The organism is Streptomyces sp. STAM6 (assembly GCF_054963715.1).
The window spans coordinates 444731-465685 of sequence record NZ_JBUEFZ010000003.1 but is presented as its reverse complement, the minus strand read 5'-3'; the positions used below and the strand labels follow the sequence as shown (position 1 = coordinate 465685).

At 71.6% G+C, this 20955-nt stretch carries 15 protein-coding genes and 1 pseudogene; 6 read left to right on the top strand and 10 right to left on the bottom strand.

Annotation, left to right across the window (positions count from 1 at the left end; all coding sequences use genetic code 11):
* Nucleotides 1-163: 163 nt before the first annotated feature.
* The 3 genes from ACY34K_RS06800 to ACY34K_RS06790 all read right to left on the bottom strand — a co-directional run bounded on the left by ACY34K_RS06800 (nt 164) and on the right by ACY34K_RS06790 (nt 4471).
* Entirely contained in the window at nt 164-358 is a 195-nt protein-coding gene (locus tag ACY34K_RS06800) for an acyl-CoA carboxylase subunit epsilon (RefSeq protein WP_462744758.1), read from the bottom strand.
* A gap of 15 nt (nt 359-373) precedes the next feature.
* Complete coding sequence (locus ACY34K_RS06795; protein ID WP_462744756.1) at nt 374-1957, bottom strand: acyl-CoA carboxylase subunit beta; 1584 nt, start codon at nt 1955-1957, stop codon at nt 374-376.
* 153 nt (nt 1958-2110) lie between these two features.
* Nucleotides 2111-4471: a polysaccharide lyase 8 family protein gene (locus ACY34K_RS06790; RefSeq protein WP_462744754.1), complete on the bottom strand. Its 2361-nt coding sequence runs from the start codon at nt 4469-4471 to the stop codon at nt 2111-2113.
* Nucleotides 4472-5160: 689 nt separating this feature from the next.
* On the opposite strand from ACY34K_RS06790, the gene ACY34K_RS06785 reads away from it, so the two are divergent.
* Entirely contained in the window at nt 5161-6222 is a 1062-nt protein-coding gene (locus ACY34K_RS06785) for a substrate-binding domain-containing protein (protein WP_462744752.1), read from the top strand.
* Between the two features lie 575 nt (nt 6223-6797).
* Here the strand turns inward: ACY34K_RS06785 and ACY34K_RS06780 are convergent.
* Nucleotides 6798-10748: an endo-alpha-N-acetylgalactosaminidase family protein gene (locus tag ACY34K_RS06780; RefSeq protein WP_462744750.1), complete on the bottom strand. Its 3951-nt coding sequence runs from the start codon at nt 10746-10748 to the stop codon at nt 6798-6800.
* 229 nt (nt 10749-10977) lie between these two features.
* Between ACY34K_RS06780 and ACY34K_RS06775 the strand changes: the two genes are divergently transcribed.
* The gene (locus ACY34K_RS06775) at nt 10978-12201 is read left to right on the top strand and encodes a glycoside hydrolase family 64 protein (protein WP_462744748.1); all 1224 of its coding nucleotides are present in this window, start codon (nt 10978-10980) and stop codon (nt 12199-12201) included.
* A 227-nt stretch (nt 12202-12428) separates the two neighbouring features.
* Complete coding sequence (locus ACY34K_RS06770; protein WP_462744746.1) at nt 12429-12956, top strand: DUF6584 family protein; 528 nt, start codon at nt 12429-12431, stop codon at nt 12954-12956.
* A 167-nt stretch (nt 12957-13123) separates the two neighbouring features.
* Here the strand turns inward: ACY34K_RS06770 and ACY34K_RS06765 are convergent, their stop codons facing one another.
* On the bottom strand, nt 13124-14548 hold the full coding sequence (locus ACY34K_RS06765; protein WP_462744744.1) for a YncE family protein: 1425 nt from the start codon (nt 14546-14548) through the stop codon (nt 13124-13126).
* A gap of 247 nt (nt 14549-14795) precedes the next feature.
* Between ACY34K_RS06765 and ACY34K_RS06760 the strand changes: the two genes are divergently transcribed.
* Nucleotides 14796-15398, top strand: a complete 603-nt coding sequence (locus ACY34K_RS06760; protein WP_462744742.1) for a YceI family protein — start codon at nt 14796-14798, stop codon at nt 15396-15398.
* A gap of 30 nt (nt 15399-15428) precedes the next feature.
* Here the strand turns inward: ACY34K_RS06760 and ACY34K_RS06755 are convergent.
* A pseudogene (locus ACY34K_RS06755) lies at nt 15429-15818 on the bottom strand (ATP-binding protein); the annotation flags it as partial.
* A gap of 102 nt (nt 15819-15920) precedes the next feature.
* Between ACY34K_RS06755 and ACY34K_RS06750 the strand changes: the two are divergent.
* Both ACY34K_RS06750 and ACY34K_RS06745 read left to right on the top strand, forming a co-directional pair.
* A complete protein-coding gene (locus ACY34K_RS06750) occupies nt 15921-16745 on the top strand; it encodes a helix-turn-helix domain-containing protein (protein WP_462744740.1) in 825 nt (274 codons plus the stop codon).
* Nucleotides 16742-16981, top strand: coding sequence for a DUF397 domain-containing protein (locus ACY34K_RS06745; protein ID WP_462744738.1), 240 nt, complete (start codon nt 16742-16744; stop codon nt 16979-16981). Before ACY34K_RS06750 ends, ACY34K_RS06745 begins: the two co-directional genes overlap by 4 nt.
* Here the strand turns inward: ACY34K_RS06745 and ACY34K_RS06740 are convergent.
* From ACY34K_RS06740 to ACY34K_RS06725, 4 genes are read right to left on the bottom strand one after another with little or no spacing between them, the layout of a single operon-like run.
* Nucleotides 16965-17555 carry a GTP-binding protein gene (locus tag ACY34K_RS06740; protein ID WP_462744736.1) on the bottom strand — a complete coding sequence of 197 codons (591 nt, stop codon included), beginning with the start codon at nt 17553-17555 and terminating at the stop codon, nt 16965-16967. The genes ACY34K_RS06745 and ACY34K_RS06740 overlap by 17 nt on opposite strands.
* Nucleotides 17542-17904, bottom strand: a complete 363-nt coding sequence (locus ACY34K_RS06735; protein ID WP_462744734.1) for a DUF742 domain-containing protein — start codon at nt 17902-17904, stop codon at nt 17542-17544. Before ACY34K_RS06735 ends, ACY34K_RS06740 begins: the two co-directional genes overlap by 14 nt.
* Nucleotides 17904-18308, bottom strand: coding sequence for a roadblock/LC7 domain-containing protein (locus ACY34K_RS06730; protein ID WP_462744732.1), 405 nt, complete (start codon nt 18306-18308; stop codon nt 17904-17906). Before ACY34K_RS06730 ends, ACY34K_RS06735 begins: the two co-directional genes overlap by 1 nt.
* The gene (locus ACY34K_RS06725) at nt 18305-20815 is read right to left on the bottom strand and encodes a sensor histidine kinase (protein ID WP_462744730.1); all 2511 of its coding nucleotides are present in this window, start codon (nt 20813-20815) and stop codon (nt 18305-18307) included. The genes ACY34K_RS06730 and ACY34K_RS06725 overlap by 4 nt, the downstream gene beginning before the upstream one ends.
* Nucleotides 20816-20955 lie beyond the last annotated feature (140 nt).

The following is a 20955-nucleotide window of genomic DNA, read 5'->3' as shown; positions in this document are numbered from 1 at the left end:
CCGCCTGCGCTGAGAGCCCGCGCGCCCCTGTCCCGCGAAGGCCCGTCACACCTCCGGTGCGGCGGGCCTTCGCCGTGCGCGGGTTCCGTGCGCGGGTCCCCCCACCACCCGACAGCGAAGGGCCCCGCACTCCGAGTCGGAGTGCGGGGCCCTTCGGGTGGGATCAGGCCTGCCAGGAGTGGGCCGAGCGGAAGCCGCGCTGGCGTTCCAGGCGGCGCCAGCCGGCGGTGGAGCGGGGGCGGTGGGCCGGGGTCTCGGGGCGGGCGTTGGCACGGGCGAGGAGCACCGCGGTGATGGCGGCGAGCTCCTCCGGGTCGGCGTTGCCCTTTTCGACGCGGAGCAGATTGGTCTCGGTCACGTGAGTGGCTCCTGGTTACTGGGGCGGGTTGCCGTGCTTGCGGGACGGCAGGTCGGCGTGCTTGGTGCGGAGCATCGCGAGGGACTTGATGAGCACCTCGCGGGTTTCGGCGGGGTCGATGACGTCGTCGACCAGGCCGCGCTCGGCCGCGTAGTAGGGGTGCATCAGCTCGGACTTGTACTCCTTGACCATGCGCGCCCGCATGGCCTCGGGGTCCTCGGCGTCGGCGATCTGCTTGCGGAAGATGACGTTGGCGGCGCCCTCGGCGCCCATCACGGCGATCTCGTTCGTGGGCCACGCGTACGTGAGGTCCGCGCCGATGGACTGGGAGTCCATGACGATGTACGCGCCGCCGTAGGCCTTGCGCAGGATCAGCGAGATGCGCGGCACGGTGGCGTTGCAGTACGCGTACAGCAGCTTCGCGCCGTGGCGGATGATGCCGCCGTGCTCCTGGTCGACACCGGGCAGGAAGCCGGGCACGTCCAGCAGCGTGATGATCGGGATGTTGAAGGCGTCGCACATCTGGACGAAGCGCGCGGCCTTCTCCGAGGCCTCGATGTCCAGCACGCCCGCCAGCGACTGCGGCTGGTTGGCGACGATGCCGACGACCTGGCCGTCCAGGCGGGCGAGGGCGCAGATGATGTTGCGGGCCCAGCGCTCGTGGATCTCCAGGTAGTCGCCCTCGTCGACGAGCTCCTCGATCACCTTGTGCATGTCGTACGGACGGTTGCCGTCCGCCGGCACGAGGTCGAGCAGCACGTCGCCGCGGCGGTCCGCCGGGTCGCCGGTGGCAACGGTGGGCGGGTTCTCACGGTTGTTGGAGGGCAGCATCGACAGGAGGTAGCGGACCTCCGCGATGCAGGTCTCCTCGTCGTCGTAGGCGAAGTGCGCGACACCGCTCGTCTCGGCGTGCACATCGGCGCCGCCGAGGCCGTTCTGGGTGATCTCCTCGCCGGTGACGGCCTTGACGACATCCGGGCCGGTGATGAACATCTGCGAGGTCTCGCGGACCATGAACACGAAGTCCGTGAGGGCGGGGCTGTACGCCGCGCCGCCGGCGCACGGGCCGAGCATCACCGAGATCTGCGGGATGACACCCGAGGCCTTGGTGTTGCGCTGGAAGATGCCGCCGTAACCGGCGAGCGCCGAGACGCCCTCCTGGATACGGGCGCCGGCGCCGTCGTTCAGGGACACCAGCGGCGCTCCCGCCGCGATGGCCATGTCCATGATCTTGTGGATCTTGGTGGCGTGCGCTTCGCCGAGCGCACCGCCGAAGATCCGGAAGTCGTGCGCGTAGACGAAGACCGTGCGGCCCTCGACCGTGCCCCAGCCGGTGATGACACCGTCGGTGTACGGCTTCTTGTTCTCCAGGCCGAAGCCGGTCGCCCGGTGCCGGCGCAGCTGCTCGACCTCCCTGAACGACTCCGGGTCGAGCAGCAGCTCGATGCGCTCCCGCGCGGTCAGCTTGCCCTTGGCGTGCTGCGCCTCGGTCGCCCGGTCACTGGGGCCGCGGCGGGCCTGCTCGCGCAGGGCGTGCAGCTCGGCCACACGCCCACGGGCGTCCGACGGCTCGCCCTGGATTTCGTCCACAACGGTCATGTACCGACCCTACGAAGTCGGTCAAGAAAATCCCGCCGTCGACTCCGTACAGTCTCAGGACCCATCTGCTGTGTGCCTTGAACAGAACCATTCGGCGGTACAGGCGAACCGCCAGCTCAGCACCCCGGAGTGTTGTTGAGGTTCCACAAGGGTTCAACCAAGGGTCACCTCGCAGCGGTGGCCCGCCCCCGCGGTGCCGGGGTGCACACGCAGCCGGAGCGCCCGCCCGGTGGCCAGCACCTCGACCGACGGGTCGTGGGCGAGGACCCGCCGGACCGGACCGTGCCAGCTGATATCCAGCGGCTGCCCGGTGCGCGGCGGCTCGCTGACGCACACCGTCACGGTACGGCCCCTGCGGCGCACGAGCACACTCGCGGGTGCCGTCACGTCGATCCGGCCGCTGCTGCCGGGTTGCCAGAAGTTGGCTGCGGTCAGTCCGAGGGACGGGACGGTGACGGCCTGCCGGGCGGGTGTGTTGTCGTGGATCTCCAGCCAGCGGCTGTCGGCGGCGCGCGCGGCGACCGTGCGGCGGGACGCTCCGGGCATCAGAAAGTACACGTAGGAGTCATCGGCCGGGTCGGTGCCGTGATCCAGCCAGAGTGTCTGGTATCGGCGGGTGCGCCGCTCGCTGGTGGAGGTGGTGTTGATGTCGCGCCAGGCGCCGGTCCGGTCCTCGCGGAGGGTGTGCAGGGCCGCGGTTCCGCGGGGGAGGACCCAGCCGCCGTGGCCTTCGAGGTGTGCCCAGCGGCCGCCGGTGGTGAGTGCCTGGGTGCCCGCCTCGCCGAGGCACCGGTTGTCGACGACCGTCTCGACGGGGACGCCGTCCGTGGCGGAGATGCCGGCACCGAGGCAGATGACGGCGTCCGCGGCGCAGAACCAGGACTTGCGGGCCTCCAGGGTGGAGCCGAGGCCCCGCAGGTGCTGGCCCACGGCGGCGAACTCGCCGTCGGTCACTCCCCCGACCCAGCGCGCGTCGGGTTTCGGCACGCCCCATTCGCCGCCGGCCTTGTCGGGGAGTCGCTTCGTCGACACGGTCGTGCCGGGGAGCCGGTACCAGTCGACCGTCGGCCAAAACCAGTCGGTGTACTGGGCTCCGCCGCCCGGTCCGGAGCCGGGTCCCCACCAGGAGAGCATTCCCGCGCCGGTGTGCCAGCCGCGCGGGTTCTCGCCGTTGCCGCACTCGTAGAAGGAGATCCGGTCGGAGGCCATGGCGATGTTGGCGGCCCAGCCGGGGCGCCGGTGGACGGCCCGGTCCATGGCGGCGAACAGTTTGTGGCCGACCGGTTCGGGGGCGGCGGGCACGGGCGAGTCGGCGATGGCGCGCAGCCGGGCGAGGTCGGCGACGCCGAACTGGCCGGCGGTGAGGATGGGGGTCACCCGGTCGCGTTCGATCCAGCCCTTCACGCGCGCGTGCCAGCGTGCGCGTTCGGCGGGCGAGGCGCCGCCGGCGAGGAGGGCGACGGCGGCGATGATGCCCTGGCCGTGGAAGTGGTCGCTGCGCATGGTGCCGCGCGGGTCGTTCCTGAGGATGCCGCGGCTGATGGCGCGCCCGCTGACGCTGTCCATCATCAGGCCGTTGTGGATGAGCGGGGCGAAGGCGTGCTCGACACTGTCGAGGACGATCTGCCGGTTCGGGTCGGTGACGGCCCAGGTCGACCCGGCGAGCAGGGCGAAGAGCCGCCCGAGGCCGTCGAGCAACACCTGTCCGTAGGTGCCCGAGTAGGCGACCCAGGTGTGCTGGACGAACGAGCCGTCGGCGTAGAGCCCGTCGCCCTTGGTGACGTGGGGGAAGACGGGTGAGAGGGCGTCCCGGGCGAGGGCGAGCTTGGCGGGGCTTGCGCCGACGACTCCGCGCAGGGCGACGGAGCGGCAGAGGTCGACGCGGTTGGCGCCGGTGGAGGTGCCGCTGTAGTCGGTGAGCATGCTGTCGGGGATGAAGTGGTCGACGGCCGCGCAGGCGGCCTGGATCCGGCCGTCTGTGAGGTGGCCGTGGAGGACGGCGGTGATGTCCATGAGGAGGCGGGGGCTGCCGATCTGCCACTCCCACCAGTTGCCGTAGCGGGTGGTGGAGGGGTTGTAGATCCTTGCGGAGAGGTGGTCGAGGCCGCGCAGGATGTCGGCGAGGAGACCGGGGTCGCCGGTGTGGCCGGTGCCCTGCTGGGCGTAGGCCTGGGTCATGGTCCACAGGCGGTGGTAGCTCTGGGTGATGCCGGAGGGCGGGTTGAAGGCGTAGCCGGGCCAGAGGGTGGTGTCGGTGGGGGCCATGGAGGCGCGGTAGGCGGCGGCGAGTTCGCCGGTCTCGGTGAGGCGTGCGGCGTACGGCTCGGCGGTCGGGTCGTAGCCGGTGCCGAGCTGGAGGTCGAGCCAGCGGCGCCTCAGTGTCTCGAATTCGTCGTCGGCAGGGGCGGCGTGGGCGGGCGGGACTGCTTGGGCGGGCAGGGCGAGTCCCAGGGTCGCGGTGGAGGTGGCGGTGAGGAAGGTGCGGCGGGACCAGTCGGGCACGTTCGGTGGCACGGGGGCCTCCCGGGGGGAGTGGCGTGGACCGGTCCGACCAGTGCAGCACGCGAGACGAGCACCGTTCAATGACCACGAGCGCCGACATCGGCGCGCGTTCATGGGTCCGGTCGGCGCCGGGCGACGGCGACGCCGTCCATCCGCTCAAGTCCCCGCAGGTGTGGTGCACGTTCGTCGACGAGTCGTGCGCAGGCTTCGGCACCGAACCGGGGCGCCGGGTTCGTGACAGCCGCCTCCCGCGCTGCACCGGTCGGCACCGCCTGGCTGGACGCGGCGTCCGCTCGGTCGAACGCCCATGCCCCGCGAACGGGTTCCGGTGACGCGGGACCGAACCGACGCGGCGGGGTGAGGGCCGGGCTCACGCGTCCCAGAACCCGGTGACCACCGGCGGCCGGGACCGACCCGTACCGGTGGCACTCCATGGACGGTGTCGGCGGGACACGCGATCACGTCGCCGGGCGGCCTGTCTCCGATTCTCGTGACATGTACGCGCATGGCACGAGCGGCGCACCGGCTCGTCTCAGCCGCGGCGGTACGCGGGAGGTCGCGGCGGGAGGGCACCGGAGGAACCTCCCGGCGAAGCGGCGCGTCGTTGAAGCCAGAACAATGAATCACGCATCCCCTTGCGGAAATTGATTGTTCGTGCAACAACGTTCAGCAATCGATCGAGACGGGGGCCGGAACAGCACATGCACGCGGAAGAGAGACACCAGGCGATCCTGCGCAGGTTGCGTGAGCGCGGCTCGCTGCGCGTCACCGACTTCGCCCTGGAGGTACAGGTCTCCCCCGTCACCATCCGGCGGGACGTCGAGACGCTCGCCGAGCGGGGGCTGCTCGCCCGCGTCCACGGCGGTGCGGTCCTGCCCGATGTCGGCGCCGACCGGCCGGGCCGCGGGGAGCTGGTCTTCGGGCTGGTCGTGCCGGCCGCGGACTACTACTACCCCGAAGTGATCAAGGGGGCCCGCGAGGCGGCCGCCGAGCGCGGTGTACGGCTGGTCCTCGGCATCTCGCAGTACAGCCCCGAGCAGGAGCGGGCGCAGGTGCGGCAAATGCTCGCCGACGGTGTCGACGGGATGCTGATCACCCCGTGCGGCACCCTCGGCCCGGCCGACGTCACCGTGCCGTACGTCCTGGTGGAGCGCCGCCCCGGGGACGATCTGTCGGACGCGGAGCACATCGTCACCGACCACGCGCACGGCGCGGGGCTGGCCGTGCGTCATCTGGCGGAGTCCGGGCGGCGGAACATCGGTCTCGTCGTACGGGACGACAGCCCGCACGGCGCGCTGGTGCGCGAGGGGTACGCGGCCGGTCTGCGGGCCACCGGCCTCGGGGCGCCCGCCGACGGGACGCTGCGGCTGCCGCCTCCGGCGGGGGACGCGGCCGCACGCGAGCGGCTGCTGGACGCGGTCACTTCCGCGGTGCGCGAAGGCCGCCTGGACGCGGTCCTGATCCACAACGACCATGACGCGCTGATGCTGCTCCAGCGGCTGCGGGCGCTGGGCGTGGACGTTCCGGGGGACCTCGCGATCGTCGCGTACGACGACGAGGTCGCCGCGCTCGCCGACATCCCGCTCAGCGCCGTCGCCCCGCCCAAGCACGCGGTGGGCGCCGCCGCCGTGGACCTGCTGGCACGCCGCCTCGCGGACCCGGGCAGGCCCCGCCACCGGCTCGCGATCCTGCCCGAGCTGCACGTCCGCGACTCCAGCGCCGCCGTCGCGGCCGCCGAGACCGGCGCGGTCGGCGGCGCCTGACGCACCGCACCGGATGGCCCCCGGGGGCGGGGAGCGGCGCGGCGGCAAACGTCCGGGCCGGTGCGCCGGTCGAATGCCGCGCGGCGGCCGGATGCCGGGCGGCGGCCGGATGCCGGGCGGCACCTGCGGGCCGCGGGCCGCGGGCCGCGGGCCAACCGAGCGTCACGGGCCGACCCACGCGTCAGGGGCAGACCGCGCCACGCGCCGACACCCACGGCACCCGGGGCGCGAAGCAACACCGCGGCAAACGGCCGCGCCGTGGCACTCAGCCACGAGCCACGAGCCGGCGACGTGCCGCGCACCAGCCGCGGCCACGCGCCGACCGCGCGCCGCAGGCTGACCACGCGCCACGCGCCGACACCCACGGCACCCGGGGCGCGAAGCAACACCGCGGCAAACGGCCGCGCCGTGGCACTCGGCCACGAGCCACGAGCCGGCGACGTGCCACGGGCCGGCCGGATGCCGCGGGACCGGATCCCGCGCGTTGGCCACGCGCCGACCGCGCGCCCCAGGCTGGCCACGCGCCACGGGCCGCAGGCCGACCGCGCGTCGCGCGTCGGCGCCCTTGGCGGGACTCAACCCTCGCAGTGGAAGCGGGCGTTGCACCAGTCCGCGTGGTCGTTGCCGTTGCCGTCGTCGCCGTCGCCGACGACCAGGTCGACATAGGTGGCGCCGGTGACGTCGGCGGTCAGCGGCCGGGCGCCGTCGGTCGCCCTCAGTACCGGTGACTTCGCCTTCTCCCGCCCGTCGGCCAGGACGCTGAACCGCACGCTCCCGCGGGTGGCCTGGGCGTCGTCGATACCCACCTCTGCGGTGAAGGAGGTGCACCGGCCGCCCAGGTAGTAGCGGATGCTCGCCGGGGCGTGGGTGCCCAGGCCCTTGGCGTAGGCCACTCCCCCGACGGTCAGCGGGGTGCCGTCCCCGGCGGCGGTCCCGCCGTTGGAACGGTCGCGTTCGGCGGGGCCCCAGCCGTTGCGGGCGGAGACCCAGTCGAGGTCGCTCGCCCAGGCGTCGGCGGTGGGCGGCGGCGGGAGGGTGCGTACGGAGGTGGTGGTGGCGATGCCGCGCGCGCCGCCGTCGATGCTGTACGCGGCGGACGCGGCGAGCTCGTACGTCCGGTGGGCCGTGTCGGCGGGCGGGGTGACCCGCCAGGTGGCGGTGGCCCTGGCGCCCGGGTCGACGGTGCCGAGCGTGAGGGGCGAGCCCGGTTCGGCGGTCCAGCCGGCCGGCAGGGTCAGGGTGAGGACCGCCCCGCTCACCGCGGCCGCCTCGTCGTTGGTGAAGGTGGCGGTGATCTCGTTCGGGCGCCCCGGTTCCAGGGCCTCGCCCGCGGTGAGGTCGAGGGTTGCGCAGGCGGCCCGCTCGGCGGCGGGGCCGAGGTCGGTGACGGTGAAGCCGTCCAGGACGAAGTCGGCGCCGTCCGGGGCGTCGGCGCGCTTGCGCAGCCCCGTCCAGGTGTCGCGGCAGCCGGCGGTCACCGTTTCACTGAACCGGCCGGTGGTGCGCTGCTGCCCGATCGGGGTGCGGCGGGTCTCGGCGGAGGTGCCGTTCGCGCGGTCGTGGCCGGTGACCCATTCGTAGGCGCCCGCGTGGGCCGACTGGTAGTCGTACGTCACACGGTAGTTGTGCCCGTCCTTCATGGGCACGGTCCAGGGCGCGGTGCGGTAGACGAGCCCGGTGTTCTCGTCGTGCGCCTTGAGGGACTCCTTTCCACCGAGGACGTCGTCGACGAGCTTCCCGTTCCAGCCGGCCTGCGTGTACGGGGCGTGGAGTTGGGCGATGTGGGTGCGGGGGTCGTTGGCGCCGCCCGCGTCGCCCTTGACGAAGGGCCCCCAGCCCTGGTCGACGGCTTCGAAGTCCTCGTGGACGAGTGTGCCCGCCGGGGCGGCGGGGGCGCCCGCGACGATCCGGACGTCGTCGACGCGCACCCGGGCGGGGCTGCCGGCGGCGGCCGTGACGGCCAGCGTGACGCTGCCGTTCGCGGGAGCGGTGAAGGTGACCTTGGCGCGCTGCATGGCGGTGCCGTGCCAGTCGGAGGCCGCGACCCGGTTCTTGATCGCCGAGCGTTCGACGGTGACGGCCGCGCCGCCCGCGGAGAGGGTGGTGCGCCTGCTCCTGCCCGGCTCCACCTCGATCCAGGCGGACGCGGTGTACCGCTCGCCGGGCCGCAGGCCGGTGATCCGCCGGCTGAGTGCGGCGGTGTCGCCGCCGGTGAGGACGGCGCTGTTGCGGCCCTGCTCGTCGGTGTGCCGGGCGGCGCCGCCGGTCTTCGTCCAGGTGGCGAGCCGCCGGTCGTTGAAACCGGGGTCGGCGACCGGCGTGCCCTCGCCCCACCGCGGGTCCGCCTGGGCGGGGGCACGGCCCGGGTGGAGGACGTACGCCTGGCCCGCGGCGGCCGTGAGGGTGATCCGCCCGTCGACGGGCCGGACCGTCCCGGTCCTCACCCGCCCGTTGTCGGTGAGCCGGTAGACGGTGTACGCGCCGCTTCCCGGCACGGCCCAGCTACTGGTCCCGCCCGTCTTGTTGTAGTGGTACAGCTTCCGGCCGCCGTCCCAGGGCAGGAGATAGCGGTCGCCGTCGAGGACCTTGCGGCCGTGGTCGTAGAACGTGCGGCGGCCGTCCTCGACGGTGCCGCGCACCTGGCCGGTGAAGGTGATGTCATTGCCGTCCCAGCGGGTGATCCTCTGCCGCTGGAGGTACTTGGCGGGCAGGTTCCGCTGCCAGATGTTGGCGGTGAAGGCGTTGAAGTCGGTCTCGCCGGTCCAGCCCTCGAAATCCTCCAGGGCGGTCTGGCCGAGTACGGGGTGGTCGTTCCAGACGTCCTTCTCGCTGTTGCGGATGAACCGGATGATCTGCGAGTTCAGGCCCTTGTTGGTGGCGCCGCCGTAGTCGAGGTCGTTCGCCCAGTGGGACCAGAGCGAGGCCCGCTCGAATTTGTCGGACCACTCGGTGCCGACGTGCCAGCCCTGCGCCCGCACGGCCTGCAGGGTCTTGTCGGCGATCCAGCCGTGCGAGTGGTACACGTCGATGTAGAGGAAGTTCAGATTGCGGTCGGTCTCCTTGCGCAACTGCTGGAAGCGCCGGGCCAGGTCGCCGCTGTTGATGTCGCGCCGCTGGTCGATGTAGTAGCTCTGGTTCAGCCAGTTCCAGCCGGGCTTGGTCCTGTCGACGAGGGTCTCGCTGAAGTTCTTCGCCTCCGGGTAGGACTCGGTGGCGTTGACGTGGACGCCGAAGGTCGCGCCCCACTTCTTGCCGGACTTCAGCAGTGTGTTCAGGTCTTCGAGACCGCCGGCGCGCTTGTTGTGGTTGCCGCCGTAGTCGGGGTGGGCGGAGTCGTGGCCCTCGGAGCCGTAGCCCTTGAGCACGGCGAGCTGGCCGAGGCCGTCGGTCGCGAGGGACACCCGCTTGACGTCGTCGAGCGTGCGCAGGAACGGGTGGGTGGCCTGGCTGGCGAAGTTGAACGGGATGTGGGTGACGACCCGGTCCGGAGTCTGCGCGCTGCCGGGAGCGGTGACGCCGATCGTGCGGAACGCGACGGCACCGTCCTGCCAGTCGACGGTCCGGTCGCCGTTGGCGTCGGGCGTGACGACGACCTTGGCCCAGGGCAGGCCGGCGCCGCTCTCGGGGCGGGGTGCGCCGGCGCCGCGGTAGGTCCATTGGCCGGACCAGACCCCGACCCGTGTCCCGGTGCCGTCCTTGCGGGCCTGGTGCCAGAAGCGGGCGCCGTCCCGGCCGGTGGGCCCGGACGGGCTGTCGTAGCTGGAGTTGGACTCCACGGCCGCGGCGAGCGAGTCGGTGTTCACCAGCGCATAGCTCGCCCCGACGGGAGCGGCGTCGGCTTTCGTGTCCGGCTTCACCTCTCCGAAGACGTCGGCGGTCCGCGTGGAGTCGGGGTCGAGGCGGGTGAACGCGGTGGCGGCGCCGGGCTCGTCCGAGCCGACCGACACCAGGTCGTGGCCGGGTATGTCGATGGTGCCGACGCGGATGGCGCCGGTGTCCCGGACCGCCGTGATCCTGAACGTGGTGGTGCGGCCTGAGACTGCGAGGGTGGCGTCGATCTCGACCCCTGGCAGGGCGGGGAGGAGGAGCGTGTAACGGGCGCGCGCCGGGCCGACGGACGGCGCCTGCTTCAGCCGTACGTCGTACGCCGTGCCGTTGAGCGTGATGCGGGTGACCGGAGTCGTGCTGCCCAGCATCCGTGCCCCGCTGCCGCGGTCGGTGTACGAGACGACGCGCGGGAAGTCGCGGGCGACGGCGACGGCGAGCAGCGACGAGCGGATGACGGCGGTCCCGGCCGGAGTGGCGGCAGCGGACGGAGAGGCCGGGGCGGGCGGGGCCGGCGCGGCTGGCGGGGCCGGCGCGGCTGGCGGGGCTGGTGCCGCGGGGGAGGCGGTGGCGCCCGCGAGGGCCGGGGCGGCCGGCGGTCCGGCCGGGACGGCAGCTCCCGCGAGGGCCGGGGGCGCGAGAGCGAACACGGCGGAGGAGACGGCGGCGAGGGCGCACGCCGCGCGGATTGTTGGTGGCATGGCCACTGGGGTAGTCCCCGGCTCTCGGCACCGTCAACGAAACGGCCGCCGTAGGGCGACGTCAGTCCAACAACCCCGGTCGATTAGTCCAAGTCCCCTTGCGCTGCGCCAACTTGTGAACGCAACAAGATTGTGAGAGCGCTCTCAGTCATATCTCTTGACGCCCCTTCCGGTCCGGACCAAAGTGAGCGGCACCCCCACCACTCCCCACCCCAAGGAGTGCACCACCATGACCTCCCGCATGTCCCGTCGCACCTTCCTCGCCGGCACGGCGGCCGCCGCGGCAGGTGCCGCCGTCGCGGCGAACACCCGCACCACCGCGTCCGCCGCCCCCGCCACCTGCGAAATAGCCATGGAGAACCGCTCGTTGCCCGGCACCGTCCGGGCGTACGTCACCGGCCACGAGCAGTCCACGGGCCGCTGGGTACTGCTGCGCCCGGGCGGCGGCGTCCACCGCCCCGAGTCCCCCGCGGCCCCCATGACCCCGCTCCCCGTGGACTGCGCCATCCCCCTGCGCCCGGCCGGCTCCGGCCCCATTGTTTTGACGCTTCCTCAGATGTACGGAGCCCGCGTCTATTTCGTCCGGGACGGCCGGCTCGACTTCTTCCTCAACCCGGGACCGGCCCTGGTCGAACCCGCCTTCGCCACGCCCGCCGACCCGAACTACGGCCGTGTCTGGTCGTTCGCCGAGTTCACGTTCAACCCGCACCAGCTGTACGCCAACATCAGCTACGTCGACCTGGTGACCGCCCTGCCCATCGGGCTGACCCTCACCGGCGACGCCACGCACACCGTCGCCCCTCTTCCCCCGGGCGCGCTCCAGCGCATCGCCGACAGCCTGACCGCCCAGGCCGCCCGCGACGGCCGGCCCTGGGACAAGCTGGTCATCCGGGCGTCGAACGGCTCGGTGCTCCGGGTGATCTCGCCGCAGAACCTGATGGCGCCGTTCTTCGACCGCCCCGACCGGATGCCGTTCAGGGACGCCTTCACCGGCTACATCGACCGGGTGTGGCAGAAGTACCGCACCACCGACCTGCGCATCGACCTCCAGGGCGGGCGGGGCGTCCGGGTCGGCCGGGTCCAGGGCGACGTGCTCATCTTCAGCGGCGGCCACACCTTCACCCGGCCGACCTCGAAGGACGTCTTCACCTGCAATCACGGCCCCTTCGCCAACAATCCGGCCGACTCCGACGACCGCAAGGCGCTGCTGGCCCGCCTGGCGGCGGGCTTCAACCGGACCACCCTGCTGACCCACCCGGACCAGCCGAACGGCCCGGCGCCCTCCGACTACTACCGCGACCCGTCGACGAACCACTTCGCACGCGTGGTCCACGCGAACACCCCGATCGGGTACGCCTTCCCCTACGACGACGTCCGTCCGGACGGCCGCCCGGACGTCTCGGGCGCGGCCCACGACCCGAACCCGCGGCGCTTCACGCTGACGGTGGGATAGGCGCAGGAGTTCCGTCCCGCACCGCCTCGTCGGTTCACCCCGGAGGCGAAACAGGGAGAACCACGAGCGGTCCCGCCGGAGCAATCTCCGGCGGGACCACCGCCTACGCCCACGACTTCGTCCCCTGACTGGCGGTGTCCCGTCTCAGTGACGTGCGGCCGATGCCGTTGAGACCAGGCAACAAAACGAGGTCGACGCAGGTCAGGGCGGTACCCGATCATGCGTTCATGCCCCTGAGAGAAACCCTTGCCCGAGCCGATGCAGACCTGGCCGCCGGCCGGGTTCCCGTCGCGCGCCAGCGCCTGCGCGGTCTCATCTCGTCCTTCCCGCACGACCTGATGCTCCGCCGTCGTCTGGCCGAGGTGTACCGGCTCTACGGCGACGCCGCCGAGGCGGGACGCTGGATGTATCTCGAAGAGGACCGGAATTCCGACGAGACCGCCGCCTTCGAGGCGCGGTACGGGTCTCCCGGGTGGCGGATGAAGGCTCTCGCCTGGCGCGGCCCCGAGGCGAAGGCCGCCACCGCCTTCGCTGAAGGGCAGCTGATCGCGGTGCGGGCCGCCTGCGCCGAGGAGTTGGGGCACCCCGTCGACTGGGACGACCCCACTTCCTACCTGGACGACCTGAAAGAGGAGTACGAGGCGCCCTCCGAGCCGTGGACGGTCGGCGGTGTGCTGGCGGGCGTCGGCTGTCTGCTTGCGGCCCTTGCGTTCCTCGCGATCTGGGTGAATGGACTCGTTGCCCTCTTCGACTGACCCGGGTTACCGGGGCCGGTGAGGAGCGCCGCTCACGGTTCGGTGAGGACCTGTCCTGGCGATCATCCGGGAGGGCGCCTCAAGATGTTTTTGACCGGAATCATGAGAGGGGCGCCTGGCTTGCGGTCGGATTCTCGCGGCTGGGTTACACGGCCGGAGCCCTGCGGTCAGCCGGCCGAGGGGAACACGAAGAAGCCCTTCTCCGTGCTGATGTAGCCGTACCCGGTGGACCGGGAGAACAGCGGGACGTTCTCCTCCGGGAGGCTCTTGGCGAGCACCTTCCTGGTGCGGCCGTCGACGGCGAGGAAGGGGTCTTCCCCGCCGTCCCCGTCCGTGGTGCCGTACAGCACGCCGTTCGGGGAGAAGCGCAGCGGCTTCAGCGCCTTCTCGTCGGACTTCTGCGCCCAGACCTCCTTGCCGTCGGCGGGCTGCCAGACGGCGGTGCCGTTCTCGGTCTCGGCGGCGGCGAGGGTGCGGTCGGGGGAGAAGATCGAGGAGCCCTCGGTGTTGATGGTGTCGTGGGGGCTGTCCTCGTAAGCGTACGTGGTGGAGCCGCCGATCTGCTTGCCGGTCGCCATGTCGTACGTCGCCGTCACCCAGGTGTCCGTCAGGAATGCGGCTTTGCCCCAGGCGGTGAGGACACGCCCGTCGCGCACGTCGAGCACCCGGACGGCGCCGCTGGTGCGCTTGCCGTCGTCGTCGAGCTCCACGCCCGCCGGCGGGGTGACGTCGGCGGTGCTCCAGGCCTTCTTGCCGGTGGCGAGGTCCGTCATGACGAGTTGTTCGGGGTCGGTCGCGTAGGTGGTCGCGTTCTCGACGTGGAAGGCGTACGTGCCGGTGATCAGGGGGGCGTGCCCCTGAGCGCCGTCGATCTCCTTGTTGCGGGGGTCGAAGGAGCAGCTCGCGAGCCGGCCGGTGCAGGTGACCTTGCGGGCGGTGCCGCCGTCGATCGGGGTGAGTTTCAGGCTCGCCTCGCCGTCCTGCTCGACGATGTGGCCCTCGTGCACCTGGAAGTCGTCGCCCTCGCGCTGCGCCTTGCCCAGTTCGCCGCCGTCGCTTCCGTAGACGGTGACCGTGGTGGTGCTCTTCTCGGCGCTCAGACCGTCGGACTCCGTCGTGGCACCGGAGAACACCGCGAGCGCGCGGACGCCGTCGTGCCAGGTGGTGGCGGCCACACGCCGGGTCGTCACCTTGAGCGTCTTGCGCACCTCGCCGGTCTTCACGTCCCGGAACTCCAGGGTGACCGGCTCCGGGTCGTCGGAGGAGTGGAGGGTGCCGATCGTGCCGTCGGTCGGCTCCTTGTCGGCCGTGCCGCCCAGGGCGTACGAGCCCTGGGCGTCCTTGACGAACAGGAACGTGTCACCGAGGTCGATGGCGCCGGCCCGCGGCAGGCTCCAGGCCGGCTTCGCGGCGAGGCCCGGGATCGCGGGGCCGCTGTAGACCGGACCCTTGGCCACGGCGGCCCCGTCCGGGTGGGAGGAGCCGCCGTTCTCCGGCTGGGTGCCGGAGTCCGTGCCGTCGGAGGAGGCGCAGCCCGCGACGAGCCCGAGCGACAGGACGAGGCCGGCCGCCATCACTGTGTACTTGTTCATGTCCCCGTTGGTTCTGTTGGTGCGCGCTGTCGCGCATCGGTGCGGCGCGCGACACGAAACCCAACGCCGCGCCGCCGGTGTGCTTGAAATGCACACGGCAGCATAGGTGAACGCCGGGTTCCGTGATCAACGAGCCCCTCGACCCTCCTCCTCACGTTCGGGGCACACGGTGGTTGAAATTGGAACGGAATAGGTCTACGGTCGTTCTCGTTGAAGGTTAAACAACCACACCACCGAGGAGCACGTCATGGGCATCTTCAGCCGCAACAACACCATCACCGCCGCTGCCCCCGTCGCCGTCGACCCGGCCCTGGCCGCGCTGACCGGCGAGTACAGCATCGACCCGTCGCACAGCAGCATCGGCTTCACCGCACGTCACGCCATGGTCACCAACGTGCGCGGCACCTTCACCGAGCACAGCGGCTCCCTGAGCCTGGACGGCGCGAATCCGGCCGCTTCCTCCGCGTCGATCGATGTCAAGATCGCGTCCATCGACACCGGCAGCGCCGACCGGGACGGGCACCTGCGCAGCGGCGACTTCTTCGACGCCGAGCAGTTCCCGCTGATGACGTTCCGCTCGACGAGCGCCGAGGCGCTGGGCGGCGCCGACTACCGGATCACCGGTGACCTCACGATCAAGGACGTCACGCGTCCGATCTCCATCGACCTGGAGTTCAACGGCTCCGCGAAGGACCCGTTCGGCAACGAGCGCGTCGGCTTCGAGGGCAAGGCCGAGCTGCTCCGCTCCGAGTGGGGTCTGACCTGGAACGCCGCGCTGGAGACCGGTGGCGTCCTGGTCAGCGACAAGATCAAGCTGACCTTCGAGATCTCCGCGATCCGCAACGCCTGACCGGACGCGGAACTCGCACCACACGATCTTGCCCGGGTTCCGCTCCCCCACCCCCCAGGTGTCGGACAGCATCGCGACCAGCAGCAGCCCCCGCCCGCTCTCGGACAGGGCGCACAGCGGTCGTACGCAGACGACACCGCCCCCACTGTCGTGGAGTTCCACCCGCAGCCGGCCGCCTTCCGACGGCCGGCGCAGGTGCATCCGGAGCCGGTAACCGCGCCCCGGCGGGACGCCGTGCCTCAGGGCGTTGGTGGCCAGTTCGCTCACGCAGAGCGCCACATCGTCGGCCCGCTCGCCGATGCCCCAGGCGTCGAGGGTCTCGGCAGCGAAGCGCCGGGCCGCCGGGATCGACCTGCGCTCACGCCGGTAGAACGCCTCGCGGAGGGACGGGAGTTCAAGTTCGTCATTCACGCACCCCATGTCACCCTGCGTGACTAGAGTGATCCACTGCGTCAGGCCGTACAAATCGGTTGTACGGGTCGTGACGGGTCAGGTACTCCGCGGGGTGGGAAGAGGGCGACCATGCACCCATCGAGCAAGCCCAAGAAGAACGCCACGTGGCACCTCATCGGTGCCCAACTCGGCCAGCTCCGCAGAGCGGCGGGGCTCACGCAGCCCGAGCTCGCCGAGCGGGTCTGCATCCACCAGGAGACGATCGCCTCCATCGAGCAGGGCCGCAGACCGCTCAAGTACGACCTCGCCGAGCAGTTGGACCAGGTGCTGGGCGGGCGGGGTGTGCTGGCGGCGGGGGTGGCTCGGGTGCCGGAGCGGGAGAGATACCCGGCGTTCGCGCGGGACTTCATCGATCACGAGCAGCAGGCGCTGACGCTGCTCTCGTACGAGAACCATGTCGTCCCTGGCCAGCTCCAGACCGAGGACTATGCGGCGGCCGTCTTCGGATGCCTTTTCCCGCCGATCAGCGGGGAGGACGCCGAGGAACGGCTCTCGGCGCGGCTCGACAGGCGCAAGCTCTTCGACCGGAAGCCCTGGCCACCGATGATGAACTTCCTCATCGAGGAGGTCATTTTGCATCGGCCCATCGGAGGACGAGCGGTCCTGCGCGACCAGATCCGTCATCTGCGCCGCTGCGCCGAACTCCCCTTCATGGGCATCCAGATCATGCCGACGGCGCGGGAGCGACACGCGGGTCTCAACGGGCCAATGGTGTTGCTGGAGACCCCCGAGCACGAGCAATTGGCTTACATCGAAGGCCAGCGTGTCAGCTTCCTCGTCGACGACCCCGACGAGGTCAGTGTCCTCCACCAGAAATATGGGATGCTGCGTTCACAGGCCCTGACCCCCGAGGAGAGCATGGGCCTGCTGGACCATCTGGCAGGAGAGTCATGACATCCGCATCACTGACCTGGTTCAAGTCCAGCTACAGCGGCGACGAGGGCGGCAACTGCGTCGAAGTCGCCTACGACTGGCGCAAGTCCAGCTACAGCGGCGACGAGGGCGGCGACTGCGTCGAGGTCGCCGCCCACCCCGCCGCCGTGCACGTCCGGGACTCCAAGGTCGACGGCGGTCCCGTCCTCACCCTCTCCCCCGAGGCCTGGTCCGCCTTCGTCACGCGGGAGCGGTGACCACCCGCGCCTTGGCGATGAGCTGGTCGAGCAGCGCCAGCAGGGCTCCCCGGACGTCGTCCCGTCGGCGGGCGTCCAGCATCAGGATGGGCGTGTTCGGGTCGCTGAGGTGCAGGGCGGCGCGGATCTGGTCGGCCGTGTAGGGCTGCTCGCCGTTGAAGCAGTTGGCGCCGACGACGAAGGGCAGCCCGCGGTTCTCGAAGAAGTCGACGGCCGCGAAGCTGCGGTCCAGGCGCCGTGTGTCGACCAGCACGATCGCGCCGAGCGCGCCCCGCAGCAGGTCGTCCCACATGAACCAGAAACGCTCCTGGCCGGGCGTGCCGAACAGGTAGAGCACGACTCCCGCGTCGGTGAGGGTGATCCGGCCGAAGTCCATCGCCACGGTGGTCACCGTCTTGGACTCGATGCCGTCGAGGTCGTCGACGCCGACGCCCGCCGCGGTCAGGAGTTCCTCCGTGCGCAGCGGCTCGATCTCGGAGACCGACTGGACCAGGGTCGTCTTTCCGACGCCGAATCCCCCAGCGACGAGGATCTTGACGGGGGACTGTCCCTCGGCGGTGTCATATGCGGGCAAGGCTGTCCCTGATTCTTGTGAGCAGGTGGACGTTGGTGGTCTCGGTCTCGTCGAGGGGTGGCCGGTGGTGGATCAGGCCGCGGTCCGCGAGTTCGCCGAGGAGGACGGCCATGGGGGTGAGCCGCATGCGCATCCGGGCGGCGATCTCGGCGACCGCCCGTCCGTCCGGGGGCCGGCACATGGCGAGGATGGTCCGCCACTCGGTGGGGAGGCTGCCGTCGGCGTCCGGGTCGACCGTCGCCGTGATCACCGTGTCCATCGTCAGGACGGCGCGGGGAGCGGCCGTACGTCCGTCGGTCAGGACGTACAGCCGCGTACGGCGGCCCCTTCCGGGCCGCTGATCCGTCATTACGACTGGTGCAGCGCGGCGCGCTCGGGGGTGCCCAGCCATTCGCCGAGCGCCTGGGAGGCCCGTACCGCTTCGCCGCCGAGCTCGCCGAGGCGGGCCTTGCGCGAGGTCACGACGATGAGGGTGCTGCCCTCGCCGCAGCCGACGATGCAGAGATAACGGTCGTCCATCTCGACGAGCTGGCGGATGACACGGCCGCCGCCGACCTCCCGGGATATCGCCTTCATCGTGGCGGCGATGCCGGACGACGCCGCGGCCACGCGCTCGGCCTGGTCGCGTTCCAGCATGTAGGCGCTGAGCTTGATGCCGTCGTTGGAGAGGAGTACGGCTCCCTGAATGCCGGCGATCCTGCTCAGGTTGTTGTCCAGGATGCTGTAGATCACGTCGTTCGATGCTGTCGTCATGGCTGGTCCTGTCGGAGCTCTTCTTGTTCTGCGGTTGCGGTGCCGTGCTCGTAGTCCGCCCAGGCGTCGGCGACCTCTTCGGGCGTCGCGTCGTCCTGGTTCCCGGCCGGCGGCGGTTCCGGTGCGCGGGGCACGAGGAGCTGCGGGGCCATGTGGGTCTGCGGGACGCGCTCGGGCAGAGACGGCAGCGAGCCGCGGTCCGGTTCCGGGGAGAGGGAACGGATCGGTGTCGGCCGGATGGCGTCCGCCGCCGTGCCCGGGCGCCGCTGGGGAAGCCCGTACGGTGCGGTGGGGGCGGCCGGCCCGGCCGCGGGGGCGTGTTCGCGCGCCGGATCGTCGCTGAGGGCGGGTGCCGGAAGGGGAGCGACGGGCACGCGCTCGGACGCCGGGGCGGGCATCTGCTCCGGCACCCGCTCGGACAGTGGGGAGGAGACCGGGCCGAAGGCCGGGGCGGAGACCGGGGCAGCGGCTGGTACGGAGACGGGAGCCGGGGCAGGGGCAGGCGCCGGGGCCGGGGCCGGGGCCGGGGCCGGGGTGACCGCAGGGGCCGGGGTTCCCACCTCCGTCCGGACGAGGTGGCTCTCCGGGATGATCACGACGGCGGAGGTGCCGCCGAAGGCCGAGCTGCGCAGGGTGACGCGGGCTTCGAGCTGGTCGGCGAGGTGGCCGACCACGAAGAGACCGAGCCGGTGGGCGTTCTCGGCGAGGACGGAGTACGGCGGGGCGGAGTGCAGGCGGGCGTTCATCTCCTCGTACCGCTCGGGGGCGACGCGAGGACCGCGGTCCTCCACCTCCACGGACAGGCCGTCCGCGACCAGCTCGGCCCGGATGACGACCTTGGAGCGGGGCGGGGAGAAGCGGGTGGCGTTGTCGAGGAGTTCGGCGAGCAGATGGCTGATCTGACTGATCACACCGGCTTCGACGCTGATCTCGTCGAGCGCGACGCGCTCGATGCGCCGGAAGTCCTCGACCTCGGAGGCCGCCTCGCGCAGCACGTCGGCGATGCGCAGGGGCTCGGTGTGGGGGTCGGGGATCTCGCCGCCCGCGAGGATCAGAAGGTTCTCGATCTGCCGCCGCATGCCGACCGTGAGCTGGTCGGACTTCATCAGCTGCGGCAGGAGCGTGGTGTCGTGGCCGAAGGTCTCTTCGAGCTCCTCGGTCAGGCTGAGCTGGCGGGTGACCAGGTTGCCGGTGCGGGAGGCGATGCCCGCGGCGAACATGCTGAAGCCGTCGCGCTCCTCGGCGAGCCTGCGGTGGCCGTCCACGGAGACGGCGACGACCCGGGCGAACGCGTCGCTGATACGCCCGACTTCGTCACGGTCGCCGGTGACCCTGGGCAGCGTCCCGTGGTCGACGGGCTCCCCGCGCTGCAGGCGGTCCACGACCTGCGGCAGGGTCTTCTCGGCGAGTGTCACCGTGCGCCGGTGCAGGCGGTCCAGACGGCGGAAGACGGTGCGGGCGGTGAAGACGACGACGGCCGCGACGACGAGCAGCGCCATGACGTAGCGGGCGATCAGCCAGGCGACCTCGGTACGGAGCTGGTCGGCCCGGTCGGCGGCGCGGGCGATGACGTCGCGCGCCTGCTCGGCGTTGAGGGCGGTCAGCTCCGCGGCGAACGTCTTCCGCGCGGCGGGCCAGACCTTCACGTCGCGCGGGAGGGCCACACGGAGGTCGACGTCCTCGTGGTGGGACATGACGGCGTTCTCGACGAGGGTCTTGGTCTCCCAGGCGGCGGAGCCGGCGATCCGGTCGTAGGCCACGCGGTCCTCGTCGTTGAGGTACGGGACGATCCAGGTGTCGAAGAGGTACCGGTGGGCGCCGACGGCGTTCGTGAACTGGGCGAAGCGGTAGGCGGTGAGCTCGCGGGACGGTCCGGCCGAGGCGAGGATGGTGTCCTCGCGGGCGAGCATCTCCGAGGCCGAGAACAGCGCGACGGTGAGGCGGCTCTCATGGGTGAGCCCGGCGTCATCGACGTGGCCGAACTCCTGGAAGACGTAGATCATCTGGCTGACCACGCCGCTGTAGTAGTCGATGGCCTGGTCGGCGGTGCCCGTGCGGACGTCGGCGCGGTCGCGCTGGGCGTCGAGGTCGTCGAGGCGGTTGCCGACCTCGGCGAGGTACCGGTCGGCCTGTCCCACGCTCGCCGGACCGCCGACCACGGAGGTACGGAATTCGGCCAGGGCACGGTCGGTGGCGGTGCGCGTCTTCCGCAGGTCGTTCTCGGACAGCTTGGGGTTGGACCAGTGCTTGGCGGTGCTGGTCCGCTCGTCCTGCATCGCGACCATGAGCCGGTACAGGGGTATGCCGATTCGTTCGGCGGCCGCGACGTCGGCGCGCAGGTGATCGGACTGCTCCAGCAACCGGTCGGCCGTGGCGACCGCTTGGACGCCCATCGCCACGGTGGGCACCACCGCCAGCCAGATGAGCAGAGTGCGCAGCCGCACAGCACGCCGCCGGCGACGGCTCGTCGGGGGCGCGACTCGGCCCTCACGTTCGCTGGGAGTCATGAGGGCCGATCATATCCAGCCATCAGGAGGATGAAAGGGGTGCCGGAGCGATCGATTCCCGTTAACACCTTGTCAGACAAGGGCGGTTCGCTGGGTAACCCCCGATGCGTCCGTCTTGTCCCCAACGGCGGGACCCCAAC